Origin of the sequence: Phytopseudomonas punonensis, from assembly GCF_900142655.1 — a bacterium.
In the GTDB taxonomy this organism is placed as follows: Bacteria; Pseudomonadota; Gammaproteobacteria; order Pseudomonadales; family Pseudomonadaceae; genus Aquipseudomonas; species Aquipseudomonas punonensis.
Map to the genome: position 1 here is coordinate 358,013 of NZ_FRBQ01000003.1, position 13,539 is coordinate 371,551.

General features: G+C 58.8%; 11 protein-coding genes. 6 read left to right on the plus strand and 5 right to left on the minus strand.

All coding sequences use genetic code 11. From position 1 onward, the window contains the following. Positions 1 to 7: 7 nt before the first annotated feature. Positions 8 to 1,048 (minus strand): zinc-dependent alcohol dehydrogenase family protein, encoded by a 1,041-nt coding sequence (locus BUC40_RS11690; RefSeq protein WP_073265797.1) that lies wholly within the window; start codon positions 1,046 to 1,048, stop codon positions 8 to 10. A 236-nt stretch (positions 1,049 to 1,284) separates the two neighbouring features. Here BUC40_RS11690 and BUC40_RS11695 point away from each other — a divergent pair, with 236 nt between their 5' ends. Together BUC40_RS11695 and BUC40_RS11700 are read left to right on the plus strand one after the other, a co-directional pair. Next, positions 1,285 to 1,767, plus strand: coding sequence for an Lrp/AsnC family transcriptional regulator (locus BUC40_RS11695; protein ID WP_073265798.1), 483 nt, complete (start codon positions 1,285 to 1,287; stop codon positions 1,765 to 1,767). A gap of 98 nt (positions 1,768 to 1,865) precedes the next feature. After that, positions 1,866 to 2,516 (plus strand): response regulator transcription factor, encoded by a 651-nt coding sequence (locus tag BUC40_RS11700; protein WP_073265800.1) that lies wholly within the window; start codon positions 1,866 to 1,868, stop codon positions 2,514 to 2,516. Positions 2,517 to 2,531: 15 nt separating this feature from the next. Here the strand turns inward: BUC40_RS11700 and BUC40_RS11705 are convergent, their stop codons facing one another. Further along, on the minus strand, positions 2,532 to 4,142 hold the full coding sequence (locus BUC40_RS11705; RefSeq protein WP_073265802.1) for a hybrid sensor histidine kinase/response regulator: 1,611 nt from the start codon (positions 4,140 to 4,142) through the stop codon (positions 2,532 to 2,534). 168 nt (positions 4,143 to 4,310) lie between these two features. On the opposite strand from BUC40_RS11705, the gene BUC40_RS11710 reads away from it, so the two are divergent. Next, the gene (locus BUC40_RS11710; protein ID WP_073265804.1) at positions 4,311 to 4,799 is read left to right on the plus strand and encodes a ProQ/FinO family protein; all 489 of its coding nucleotides are present in this window, start codon (positions 4,311 to 4,313) and stop codon (positions 4,797 to 4,799) included. A gap of 121 nt (positions 4,800 to 4,920) precedes the next feature. Beyond that, entirely contained in the window at positions 4,921 to 5,370 is a 450-nt protein-coding gene (locus BUC40_RS11715) for a hypothetical protein (protein ID WP_073265806.1), read from the plus strand. 106 nt (positions 5,371 to 5,476) lie between these two features. Here BUC40_RS11715 and BUC40_RS11720 read toward each other — a convergent pair whose 3' ends face one another. The 3 genes from BUC40_RS11720 to BUC40_RS23155 all read right to left on the minus strand — a co-directional run bounded on the left by BUC40_RS11720 (position 5,477) and on the right by BUC40_RS23155 (position 7,904). Next, a complete protein-coding gene (locus tag BUC40_RS11720; protein WP_073265808.1) occupies positions 5,477 to 6,028 on the minus strand; it encodes a GFA family protein in 552 nt (183 codons plus the stop codon). Positions 6,029 to 6,320: 292 nt separating this feature from the next. Further along, the gene (locus tag BUC40_RS23150; protein WP_244160635.1) at positions 6,321 to 7,187 is read right to left on the minus strand and encodes a DUF6119 family protein; all 867 of its coding nucleotides are present in this window, start codon (positions 7,185 to 7,187) and stop codon (positions 6,321 to 6,323) included. 33 nt (positions 7,188 to 7,220) lie between these two features. Further along, positions 7,221 to 7,904, minus strand: a complete 684-nt coding sequence (locus BUC40_RS23155; RefSeq protein WP_244160636.1) for a DUF6119 family protein — start codon at positions 7,902 to 7,904, stop codon at positions 7,221 to 7,223. A gap of 344 nt (positions 7,905 to 8,248) precedes the next feature. Between BUC40_RS23155 and hrpA the strand changes: the two genes are divergently transcribed. After that, the gene (hrpA, locus tag BUC40_RS11730; RefSeq protein WP_073265810.1) at positions 8,249 to 12,292 is read left to right on the plus strand and encodes an ATP-dependent RNA helicase HrpA; all 4,044 of its coding nucleotides are present in this window, start codon (positions 8,249 to 8,251) and stop codon (positions 12,290 to 12,292) included. 280 nt (positions 12,293 to 12,572) lie between these two features. Next, a complete protein-coding gene (locus BUC40_RS11735; RefSeq protein ID WP_073265812.1) occupies positions 12,573 to 13,457 on the plus strand; it encodes a serine hydrolase domain-containing protein in 885 nt (294 codons plus the stop codon). The last annotated feature ends 82 nt before the right edge of the window (positions 13,458 to 13,539 follow it).

The window sequence follows — 13,539 nt, forward strand, 5'->3', positions numbered from 1 at the left end:
GCAAACTCTAGAACTGCGTCACCACTGTAACGCCAGTGGTCTCGAAGCGATCCATATTCACCAGCGCGTCGATGGACTGCTCCAGGCTGATGGTTTTGCCGACCAGCTTCTCGGGCGCCAGTTTGCCGGACGCAATCATCTCGAACATGGCGTCATAGCGGTGCGCTTGCATGCCGTGGCTGCCGTAAATCTCCAGCTCGTGGGCGATGACCTTGCTCATCGGGATCGCCGGCGTGGCGTGGTCAGCGAGCATCAGGCCGACCTGGACGTGCCTGCCACGACGGCGCAAGTTGTTGATGGAGTTGAAGCAGGTGGTTGGGTGCCCCAACGCATCGAGCGATACGTGGGCGCCCCCGTGGGTAATCTCCATGACTGCCTCGGTTACGTCCGCCACCTGGGTCGCGTTCACCGTCGCCACGGCCCCTAGGGCACGAGCCAGTGCCAGCTTGTCGTCGGCGATGTCGATAGCGATGACATTGGCGCCAATGGCTTGGGCGATCATCACGGCCGATAGGCCCACACCGCCGCACCCGTGCACCGCTACCCACTGGCCGGCGCTGACTTTGCCTTGGTCGACGACCGCGCGAAATGAGGTGACGAAACGGCAACCCAGGCTGGCGGCGGTTGCGTAGTCCATGTGCTCGGGCAGTGCGACCAGATTCAGGTCGGCCTGGTGGATGCCCACATACTCCGCGAACGAACCCCAATGGGTAAAACCTGGCTGGAACTGCGTGTGGCAGACCTGTTGATTACCGCTGTTGCACTCGGGGCAGGCGCCGCAACCACCTACGAAAGGCACGGTTACCCGGTCGCCTACTTTCCACTTGGTCACATCACGGCCGACTTCCGCCACGACGCCGGCCAGCTCGTGCCCCGGCACGTGCGGCAACTGGATATCCGGGTCATGGCCTTTCCAGCCATGCCAGTCGCTGCGGCACACGCCCGTGCCTTTGACCTGAATGACCACGCCGTGGCGTTCTGCGCTGGGATCAGCGACCGTCATTACGCGCGGCGGCTGAGAAAAGGCTTCGTAGACAACGGCTTTCATGGAGCACCTCTGATTGAACAATCGCTAGGACTTCAGTTCGGCACCACTTGGTACGCAATAGCTAGGAAGGACACCGGCTTATTACCGGTACGGACTACTGCGCCGCATTGTTGCGTGATGGAAACTTGCATTCATTATGAATAAACGCCCTGAAATTACCTTTCAGAATAAGATTGACAATTCGCGGTTATTGAAATGATCCTTCATTAATACGTTTTTATATGAAAGGAATTTCCATGCCGACTGGCATTGATAAAGTAGACATTGCAATCTGTGATCGGCTGCAGCGTGACGGCAGGTTGTCGAACGTGAAGCTCGCGCAACAAGTTGCCCTTAGCGAAGCCTCCTGTTGGCGCAGACAAAAGCGCCTTGAGGAATGTGGCGTTATCGAGGGATACCAAGCCATTCTCAACCGTAAAAAATTAGGGCTTGGAGTCATGGCCTTCGTGCAGATTTCCTGCACCGATCACAGCGAAGAGGCGACCGCCAAGTTTGAAAGCATCATCGCCTCCGCGCCGCAGGTGCTCAGTTGCCACAACACTACTGGCGAGGCCGACTTCCTGCTTCAGGTGGTGGCACGCGATCTGGATAGTTACAGCCGGTTCGTCGAGAAAGTGCTGAGGGCACTGCCAGGTGTCTCCAGTATTCGCTCCAACCTCTCCCTGCGGGAAATGAAGACCACCAATCGGCTCCCTGCTAGCGAAATCCTGAGCATCTAAGGTATTGCGCTGCACCATTGCGCCAGCTACGGCCAGGCTGCGATGCAGGGAGCGATGCGGTATCGTGTCGATCACAGACACCCGGATGTTCACCGCAGATGCCCCATGATCTTTTCATCGTCGCTGACGATCACCCGCTTTTTCGTGATGGACTGGTGCGGCTGCTAGCACAGGCACGACCGGACGCCTCGATCAAAGAGGCGGCGACGCTGGATGAGGCCTTGACGCTGGCTCGGTCGCAGCTTCCTACGGGCATTTTTCTGGACCTGATGTATTCGAGCGATAACCAGTGGGCCTCTATCGCGGACTGGCGCCAGGAGTTCCCCACTTCGCTACTGCTGGTGGTGTCGATGTGCGAAGACCCGCTGGTGGTCGAGCGCATCATGAGCCAGGGGGCCAGCGCCTTTATCGGCAAATCGCTGCCTCCCCACGAGGTCGCCGAGGCGTTGACGGCCGCGTTGAATGGCGAGCGTGTGGTTCGCTGCGCGCCCCAGGGCCGTTTCACCGCCTATGAGCCACCTGCCACCGCCGACCATTTCTCGTCGCTCACTGCACGGCAATTCGAGGTGCTGCAGCTCATCACGGCTGGGCTGAGCAACAAGGAGATCGCACAGGTGCTGCGTATCTCCCCCTTTACCGTGCGCATTCATGTCTCTGCGCTGCTGAGTGCGCTTGGCGTGAGCTCGCGTGCGGCCGCCGCGGCGCTGGGCGCCCGGCATGGGCTAGGTGCGCAGAATCGAGGTGCCTAGGTCAGGTGCGGTGGCCTAGCGCTCAGCCAGTTCGGCGATAACGCGCTGCAACTCGGTTGAGCGCACTGGTTTCGACAGCAGCGGTATGCTCGGGTCCGGTAACGCTGATCTGATCTTTTCCGGGGCGTGACCCGTGAGGATCAACGCCGGTAACGAGCGGCCATGCCACTTTTCGAGCTGCGCCAGGCACTCAACGCCTGTGGCTTCACGGCCCAAATCGAAATCCGTTACCACCACATCGCAGGGCAACGCTTCAGTGGGCGGGCTGTCGATAGCGGTCACCTTGCATCCCCAGGAGCGCAGCAATTTAGCCATTGCCTCCAGCACGCTACGGTCATCCTCGATGAGCAGCACATGAATGCCTTCTAGGTGGGCGACAGGCTCGGCTGCTGGCAGCGCAGCGGTCGCCCCGTGAGGCATGACTTCCGGCAGGCCTTCCAGGGTGATCGAGGTGCCATGGCCGACTCGCGAGGCGACACTGATGCGCAAGTCGAGGAGGGTGGCGATGCGTTTGACGATGCTCAAGCCCAGGCCAATGCCTTCGACATCCCGATCTCGCTCCTGGCGTACGCGATAGAACTCTTCGAACAGGTGCGGCAGATGCTCCGGGGCAATGCCCGGGCCACGATCATGCAGTTGCAGGGTGAGGGTCGAACCACGCCGGCGGCAGGCAATGAGTAACGGGCTACCCGGCGCGTATTTGATCGCATTGGAGATCAGGTTTTGCAGCAGGGTGCTGAGTAGCGCCGGGTCGCTGTAGGTCAGCGTGGCGGCGCCACGTATGCGGATATCCACCCCGGCCCAGCGCGCGGCTTCGCTGTTCTGCTTCTTCAGGTCGGCTAACAGTCGATGCAGATCCAGCGGCTGATTGCGCGGCAAGACCTGCTGCTGATCGAGCGTGTAGATGTCGAGCAGCGAGCGGAAAAGCTGCTCGACGCTTAGCAGGGAGCGGTCGACGCTATCGATCAACTGATGTTGCTCGGCATTGAGCGGGGTGCCCCGCAGGCACGTGGTGAACAAGCCGATCGCGTGAATGGGTTGGCGCAGGTCATGGCTGGCCTGCGCCAGAAAGCGCGACTTGTCCTGGTCGGCACGCTTGGCGGCCGCCATGGCCTCCTGCAAACGCCCCAGCAGGAAGTAGCTGAAGGTGGGCAGCACCAGCATGCTCAGCACCATCATCACCAGAACCGCCGGGTGCTCCTGCAGGAAGGGCATGAAGGCCGCAATCAGCGCGATAGAGGCAAGGCCGAAGGTTGTAGCGAGAATCAGATAGGGCCGGCCAAAGCGCACGCCATTGCCAACCGTCATGCTCAAAAGGACGCAGAACGTGGGTAGCAAGGTTTCCTGCCCGAGAATCATCACCGCGCAGGCGCCCAGATTGTCCAGCAGCATGGCGGCAACCCTGCGCCACACCATGGGCTGTGGCAAGAACCAGAGGTGGGCGAGCATTAGCAGCGACAGCAGCGTGAACACCGTTCCGCTAACCAGAACCGCCTTCAGCAGTTCGGCATCGAGCAGCCCCAGCGGATACATGATCAGGGCATAGAGCGATACGACGAAAACCACCACCAGGCGCAGTTGTGCCTGGCTGAATTCCAAATCCTCTAAGCGAAACAGCGACTTCATGAAGGGGCTTCCGAAACCAGATCAAGCGGGCGACCTTAACGGAATTTATTCCCAGGGTGCCATGCAAGATGTGAGGTGCTGAAAATCAAAGTGCGCAGCAGGCTGTCTTGTAAGACGGCATGGGATAAGCTTGCGCCGACAATCAACCACGAAGTTGTTAACTGAACGATGGGTTTTGAGCAATTAGCTGATCTACGCGACCGCCTGCGAGCTGAAAAGCAGCAGGTGAAAACCGAGCCTGCCAAGCCGCGCAAGCGCCAGCCTGCCTCGCCAAAAAAGACTCAGGAGCAGGACCCTGCGCTGGAGGCGATCTGGCGTTTGCAGAAGCACTTCCCGCTGGCCTTCCCGGTCAATCCCGCCCCCAAGGTTCCGCTCAAGGAAGGCATTCTCAAGGATGCCGAGCAGCACCTGGAGAAGCTGGGCATATCCCAGGAGCAGCTCAAGCTTGGCTTGGCATCCTGGTGCCGGGGCGGTCGCTACTGGGCTAGCATGATCGAAGATGCCCCGCGCCTGGACTTGGATGGCCAGGCAGCTGGCACGGTGACGGCGGCCCAGGCACTGCATGCCAAGCAGCAGGCCAGACGCCAGCGCAGCCAGATGCGTCGAGCTCAGCAGAAGCCGAAAGAACCGGCCGCCACTGCTGATAGCGATGCCTGACAGCGCAGTCACTGCGCACACGGCCTTCCCGCAATAGCGAAACCAGCGAACCACTGCCAGGGTGAATGGCGTTAGCCTTACATTCTGGCCAGTGCCGCTGCCTTTCCTGGACCCGACCCTCATGCTGCATAAGCTCGGCCTCTGCCTTAGCGCCATGCTTCTGCCAGTGCTCACGGCCTGCACCGGCAAGCCGATGGAGCGCAAGGTGGTGTACGAGAACTCGGTTTACCACTGGCGCATCGAGCATGTGATCGTGCGTAACTTCCCGGCGGGCAGCCACCAGTACTACGAGGTGTTCCTAAAGGATCAGCCGTTGGTATTGCCGGCATCGGCCTTCAACGATCAGCGTGATATCGGCCAGTTCATCGCGGCCGGTGGCTTCGATGTCGGGCACTGGCGTAACAAGTCGATCGTGGTGGCGTTCGAGAATATTCAAGCGCGAGAAGGGCAGTCGGTGCGGTTGATTCGCTCGGTGATGATCACTCCGGATCTCACCGATGGCGAAGTGGTGCTGACGGATATGTACACCCAGCAAGAAGTGCTTGTGCAGCGGGTCGGGCCAGGCAACTGACCCAGTGCTCGCTCAGGCTTGGCTCTGGCCCAGCACGTTGGCTTCGTGGGTGATGGCGAGCATGTTGCGCATTGGCGAGGCGTAATTGGTTCTAAAAAGGCGCAGATTATTTTCTGGTTGTTTTCTCGCGCTCAGCTTCCTCGCCAATGCAGATCCTGGGGGATTTGAATCCCATGGCAATCCACGCGGCCAACAGCTTTGCATAGAATCGCCAGGTCTGAAGCGTGCCCGCTGGAACACTCTCATCGAGCGCCAGTTGGTCTCTTCTGTCGCGGGTCATGGTGCGCAGCTGCGGCGTTGGCCGTGTCTCTGCGGGCCAGAGACTCGAATAAAGGCTGAGCCAGTGGCCGCTCTGGAATTCGAGAAAGATCGGGCTGTTGCAGCACCGGCTGATTACGCGGCGCGTTGGAGCTTTAGGCCCGAGCCGGAAAGCCTCCAGAAGATCCCGGCCGCGCAGGATTTGGATCCTGTCTTTGCGATAGAGCACAAACTGCGTGCCTGCATTGCGCTCCAGCATTGGCCGCGCAAGCGGCAGCTGCTCAAGACGTGCCGCCGCTTCCCGGCAACTGTTGCAATGGCATTCGGTGGAGATGAACGGCGCCCCATCGAGTTCGATGGCAACCTTTGCGCAATCGCACGTCACAACGTTCTTAGCCAAGCTGCCACTTCTTGAAGATTGGTCTTGCTGCCTTCTGACGCCCCAAACAACAGGCGTCTTTGAGCCGCAAAGCCATTCTCTCGTCATCGATTGCTATCGAGGTTGATCGGCATCGTATCGCCCTGCCAGGAAGGAAGCCCAGCGCCGTTCGGCTGGCGCCTAGCTTTGAGACAATGGCGCTGGGAGAGCTGTTCATCAGGCGCGCAGTACTAACGAAAATAAATAGGCGGCAGACCGCAATTAACGTCGCATTGAGCCGTAGCACTCGATGATATTTGAAGAGGTGGGTTCTTTATTTAATGTGGCGTGATATATAGATTTTGGGCTTAAGCGCGTATCCGCTAACTAATTTCTTCCAGGCTTCGACTGCTAGTAGGAATTGGATAGAGTTTACATCTGTGATGTTTTTAACGTCTTCTTCGAATACAAACCAAAGCGCCGCCGAAGTCAGCTTCTTGTTGAACTTTATTTTGTTGTTTTTGATGAGGGTTATTGAGTCTTTCGATTGCTCAATGTTGTAGATTAACTCGGGCTTCTTTTTTGAGATCTTTACGGAAATTATTTCGCCTTTATAATAGAGGTCTGCTATTTCAATTTGATAATCTCTTCTTTTTTGATCTAGCGAGCGAATAGCTGTTAACTCACGGTCTAAAAGTGTATATCCGCGATCGTTACATATTTTTTGATTGAAATATGCTTCGCGATAGTCAACTTTGTCATCTCCGTTTTGTTGATTCGCTCGCTTGTTAGTTTGCCAAGTAATGAAGTCTGCCTCAATCAGTTGTTCTTCTATAATTATATCAATAGTGCTAAGAGAGCGTTTCAGGTAATCCATGAAGACTTGGTTGAAAAAGAACCATTCGCCGTTTTTCAAAAAATATTGCTGCTCATCCCACGTGATAGGTATGTCCAGAAGCTCTTTTAGGCTTCTAGTAAAGCGCCCTGTATCCTCGCTTTTAAACTGCACTGTTACATTGTTTATATCGTCAATGTCGGGGTTTTCAGCTAGGAATTCCGAGATGCCTTCAATTTCCAAAGTGTTGCCTAGGGGCTTGCTTACGATTCTCCCCTCACTACTCTTTGCCTTGATGACATAGTCATAGTCATGAAAGTTAAAGCATATGGATACACCGCTTACATGGAACTGATCGATGTCCACGCTCCCTTCACCGTTTTTCAGATGATTAAAAGTTTAGGTGTCTAGATCGTCTGCTATATCAGAGTTGGCCGATTCTAGTTTCGGAAGATGTATTATTTGATCATCCTTGAAACTGGCTTCAATTATTTTGAATATTTCAGGGAGGTGCATGGGTTGCTTGTCCATGTCCATCTGGATAGAGTCAGCAAAAATTATATTGCGTTTACCCCATAATGTTTTATTTGCGGCCTTCAGTTTTATGTGATCTACAGATTCTCCGGCTTCATAGTTATTTATTTGGAATTGTTGGTATGAAGATACGTCTTGCCTTTTTGTGCCAGTAAAATACCGGCTTTTCTTGAGCAGTATCGAGCTCTCATCAGCCATATGTAGAGCGAGATCAATACCAAAATCTAGTTGTATGAATTTTGAGAGGTAAAAGTGTGATTTGCCTAAGCTGACGGCAAATATCTTCTCGGGTTCTAAAGTGTTTATACAAATTAATACTGCGAAGTTAAAAATATTTTTTGGCTCTTCTACGTCTTTGTTGAAGAAGTCGCGGTATGTCTTCCACCACCAAACTTCATTACCTTCTACTTTTTCTGAAAAGTAAAATGTTTTTGAGTATCCGTCCTTTTGTAGCGTTTTTTGCTCTACTAGCCCAACGGATGTTAATTTTTCCTTTAGTTGGTCCAGTTTGGTTGGTTTGACTTTGTAGATATTATAAGTGTTAGCCATGACAATTCCCTTTGTATGTGACTTCGTTCTGGAGTTATGAGATTCATCCTCAAGTGAGGAGTTTCTCCTTTGGATGTCGCCGTGATTAAAATGAATGGCAGCCTAGCTATCGTTTCCTATAAGGCTAAATGCTATCACTAGTTATGGCAATGATGCTGGTTTGATGAAATGGGTGAAAACGGGTACGGATTGGGCAGATTTATTTTCTGCTCCAAGCCGACAGGTTCTAAAAGCCATCCTTCGCTAACTTACTCTTTCCTCAATTTCCATCGACAGCCCACCCTGCACCCCACCCCCCGGAATCTGCGACAATCGCCGCTTTTCCGCGACCCGCCCCGAGCCTGATGACCGACGCCCCCTTCGATATCGCCGCCCTGCAGAAGAACCTCGACCACGCCATGATCGCCGACCGCCATCGTCTGCGTCGGCAGTTGTACGAGCTGCAGAAAAAGCCCGACGAGGCCAAGCAGGCGCAGTGGCTGGAGCGTTTGCAGGCGTCGTGCGCCAAGGTCGAGGCGCGGCGCTTGAGCGTGCCAGTGATGCGTTATGACGACGCCTTGCCGATTGCCGCCAAGCGCGACGAGATCAAGGCAGCGCTGGAAAAGCATCAGGTATTAGTGATCGCCGGCGAAACCGGCTCGGGCAAGACCACTCAGCTGCCGAAGATCTGCCTGGAAATCGGCCGGGGCCAGCACGGCCTGATCGGTCATACCCAACCACGGCGTTTGGCGGCGCGCAGCGTGGCCACGCGGGTGGCCGAGGAGATCGGCACACCGCTCGGTGAGCTGGTCGGCTACCAGGTGCGCTTCGAGGATCAGAGCAAGGACAGTTCGCTGATCAAGCTGATGACCGACGGCATTCTGCTCGCCGAGACCCAGCACGACCGCTACCTGGAAAAGTACGACACCATTATCGTCGACGAGGCCCACGAACGCAGCCTCAATATCGATTTTCTCCTGGGGTATCTGAAAACCCTGCTGCCGCGCCGCCCCGATCTCAAGGTGATCATCACCTCGGCGACCATCGACCTGGAGCGCTTTTCCAAGCACTTCGGTGGCGACGGGCTGCCGGATGCACCCATCGTCGAGGTTTCCGGGCGCACCTATCCGGTGGAAACCTGGTACCGCCCGCTGGCCGCCGAGGTGGACGAAGAGGGCGAAAGCCTGCTCGACGACCTGACCGTCGACCAGGCCATTCTCGCTGCGCTGGACGAGATCGCCGCCCATGAGAAGAGCGTCGGCCAGCGCCCCGGCGATGTGCTGATCTTCCTGCCCGGCGAGCGCGAGATTCGCGATGCTGCCGAGGTACTGCGCAAGGCCAACCTGCGCTTTACCGAAGTGCTGCCGCTGTATGCGCGGCTGACGCCGGCCGAGCAGCAGAAGATCTTCGCGCCCATGGCCGGGCGCAAGATCGTGCTGGCCACCAACGTGGCGGAAACCTCGCTGACGGTACCCGGCATTCGCTACGTGATCGACAGCGGCACGGCGCGCATCAGCCGCTACAGCTACCGCGCCAAGGTGCAGCGCCTGCCCATCGAGGCCATCTCCCAGGCCAGCGCCAACCAGCGCAAGGGCCGTTGCGGGCGGGTCGAGCCGGGCATCTGCGTGCGCCTGTACAGCGAGGAGGATTTCCTCGGCCGGCCGAGCTTCACCGATCCGGAAATCCTGCGCACCAATCTGGCGGCGGTGATCCTACAGATGCTCCATCTGCGCCTGGGCAGTATCGAGGATTTCCCCTTTATCGAACCACCGGATGGCAAGGCCATCAGCGATGGTTTCAACCTGCTGCAAGAGCTTTCGGCGGTCAATCGAGAAGGCCAGCTGACGCCACTGGGTCGCCAGCTGGCGCGCCTGCCCATCGACCCGCGCCTGGGCCGCATGGTGCTCGAAGCGGCCAAGCTCGGCAGCCTGCCGGAACTGTTGATCGTCGCCAGCGCGCTGTCGGTGCAGGACCCGCGCGAGCGGCCGATGGATCGCCAGCAGGCGGCCGACCAGGCCCACGCGCAGTGGAAGGACGTGGATTCGGATTTCGCCGCGCTGATCAACCTGTGGCGTGGCTTCGAGGAAAAGCGCCAGGAGCTGGGCTCCAACCCGCTGCGCAGTTGGTGCAAGAAGAACTTCCTCAACTACATGCGCCTGCGCGAATGGCGCGATGCCCATCGCCAGCTGGTGCTGCTCGCCAAGGATCTGCAGCTGGCGCCCGGCAAGGCTGGCGCTCAGGCGGCGGACGGCGGCAAGCCTGCGCAGGCCCAGGTGCAGGCGACCACCGACACCAAGGTCAACGTGATCCTGCGCGAGCAGGCCGAAGCCAGCGAAGCCGCGCAGCGCGCCAAGGGTTACGCGGCCGTGCACAAGGCGATTCTCAGCGGCCTGCTCAGCCAGATCGGCCAGAAAGCCGAGGAGGGCGACTTCCTCGGTGCTCGGCAGCGACGCTTCTGGGTGCATCCGTCGTCGGTGATCGGCCGCAAGAAGCCCAACTGGATCATGGCCGCCGAGCTGGTCGAAACCACCAAGCTGTTCGCCCGCCAGGTGGCGAAGATCGAGCCGGACTGGATCGAGCCCCTGGCCGGCCACCTGATCAAGAAGAACCACTTCGAGCCGCACTGGGAGAAGAAGCGCGGCCAGGTGGTGGCGTATGAGCAGGTCACCCTGTACGGCATGATCGTGGTCGGTCGTCGCCCGGTGCATTACGGGCCCATCGACCCTGTGGCGTCCCGTGAGCTGTTTATTCGTGAAGGGCTGGTGCGTGGCGAAATCAACAGCCGCGCCAAGTGCCTGAACGCCAACCGCGTACTGCTGGAAAAACTCGACGAGCTGGAAGCCAAGGCGCGTCGCCGCGACATTCTCGCCGACGAGGAAACCCTGTTCGCCTACTACGAGGCGCGCATTCCCGCGGACATCTACCAGACCGCCACCTTCGAGAGCTGGTACAAGCGCGAGAGCGCCAAGGACCCGCAACTGCTGATGATGCGCGAGGAGGACGTGCTGGCCCGCGAGGCGCTGGAAGTCACCGCCGCGCAGTACCCGGACACCCTGCATATCGGTGAGCTGCAGTTGCCGCTGACTTATCACTTCGAGCCCAACCACCCACGCGACGGCGTGACCCTACGCGTGCCGGCGCCGCTGTTGCCGCAGCTGCCGGGCGAGCGCCTGGAGTGGCTGGTGCCGGGGCTGATCGAGGCCAAGGCCATCGACCTGGTGCGTGGCCTGCCCAAGGCCATCCGCAAGAACTTCGTGCCGGTGCCGGACTTCGTCGGCGCCGCCCTGAGCAAACTCACCTTCGGCCAGGGCAGCCTGCCAGAAAGCCTGGCCCGTGAACTGCAACGCATGACCGGCGCACGGATCGACAGCGAGGCGTGGGTCGAGGCGACCCGCCAGCTGGAAAGCCACCTGAAGATGAACATCGAGGTGGTCGATACCCACGGCAAGCCGCTCGGCGAAGGCCGCGACCTGGCCGAGCTGACTGCGCGTTTCGCCGAGGCCAGCCAGGCCGCGCTGGCCATCCCGCAAACCGACAAGGTGCAGAAGCCGGTTGAAGCCAAGGGCTTCGCCCAGGTTGCCGAGAAGACTCAGCAGAAGGTTGCCGGGTTGTCGATGACGGTGTTCCCGGCGCTGGTGGAAGAAGGTGCTGTGGTCAAGGAAGGGCGCTTCCCGACCCAGGCCGAAGCCGAGTTCCAACACCGTCGCGCCCTGCAGCGCCTGTTGCTGCAACAGCTGGCCGAGCCCGCCAAGTTCCTGCGCGGCAAATTGCCTGGGCTGACTGAGCTGGGCCTGCTGCACCGCGACTTGGGCCGCGTCGATGCACTGGTCGAAGACATACTGCTGGCCAGCCTGGACAGCTGCATCCTCGACGGCGAACAGCCGCTGCCCCGTGATGGCGCAGCCCTGGCCGCCCTGGCCGAGAAGAAGCGCGGCGCCTGGACCGAGCACGCCGAGAAGCTGGCGCGCCTTACCCTGGACATTCTCAAGCTGTGGCACGGCCTGCAGAAGCGCTTCAAGGGCAAGATCGACCTGGCCCAGGCCGTGGCGCTCAACGACATCAAGGCGCAGCTGGGCAATCTCGTCTATCCCGGCTTCGTGCGCGAAACCCCGGCCGAATGGCTCAAGGAAGTGCCACGCTACCTCAAGGCCATCGAACAACGCTTCGACAAGATCGCCGCGCAACTGCAACGCGACCGCGTGTGGAGCGGCGAGCTGGCCGGCTATTGGGAGCAGTACCAGGCGCGCCTCGGCAAGCACCTGCAGGAAGGTAAGCGTGACCCCAACCTGACCCTGTACCGATGGATGCTCGAAGAGTACCGCGTATCCCTCTGGGCCCAGCAACTGGGCACGAAGATGGCGGTGTCGGACAAGCGCCTGAGCAAGCAGTGGAGTCAGGTGGAGGGCTGATGCAGGCGTTCAGCCGGTCGTGGAATTGCGATGCTCAGGGCCGGCTCAGTGTGTTTGATTCACCGACTTGACGGAAAGTAGCGAGAGCAGCCGCTTGCATAATCCGTAGGAGGGGCTTTAGCCCCGAGCTCTTTGCGCCCTAAAAAGCCCCTCCTACAAAATAAACGCTACGCACTGTCCGCTTTTTCCTACTTCCTGCCAGTTTACAGGCCGATAAAACTAACTGCTGCACCTTGCGCCGCTTCGCTCAGGACGCTTCGCCAACCCACGGAGACAGGTGATGTCAGCACTTTCCAATTCACTGGTTATCAATAGCCAGCTTCTCGCTACGGCCCGGTCGGAGCAGATCGTGCCATGGTGGAGCTTTGGTAAGACCGTGCTCGCCGCCACGGCGCTGACTCTGGTGCGTGATGGGCTGCTGGCGTTGGACGAGGTCTTGCCCGCTGACCCCTTCACCTTGCGGCAACTGCTCAGGCATGAATCGGGTCTGGCCGATTATGGCGAACTGGCCGACTACCACGCCGCCGTTGCCCGTGGCGATGAGCCGTGGTCAGCCAACGAAATGCTTGAGCGCCTCGACGCGACGCGTCTGCGTTATCAGCCTGGAGTCGGTTGGGGTTATTCCAATGTCGGCTATCTGTATATCGCTCGGCTGATCGAGACACTCACCGGCACCACGCTGGAGCGGGCCATCGAGCAGCGGGTATTGCAGCCTCTTGGTGTGCCCGCTGTTCGCCTGGCCAAGACGCCGGCGGATTTGCGCGGCGTCGATATGGGCAGTGCCGCCGCTTATCACCCCGGCTGGGTTTATCACGGCCTGTTGGTTGGCCGTGTGTCCGATGCAGCGTTACTGCTGGACCGGCTGTTGGGCACAGGCTTGCTACCGGAAACGCTGCTGGTCGAGATGCAGAAGCGCCGCATATTGGGTGGCCCCCTTGCAGGGCGCCCGTGGCTGGTAGCGGGTTATGCCCTGGGCTTGATGCAGGGCGCCGTCGAGGGTGGCCTGGTTCTCAGCGGTCATACCGGGGTAGGGCCGGGCAGCGTGATTGCGGTGTACCGCTGCACTACGGATGCCGGCACGGCGACCTGCGCGGTGTTTCAGAAAGACGCCCGCGAAGGCGATGTGGAAGCTGAACTGGTCGCTGCGCTTGGTCGCTGTCGCTAGCCGTCACATGACCCCGGCTAGGGGACTGACGCTTAACCCAGCCAACATCGCGGTGCTGGAACGGTGGACAATAAAAGCGTTG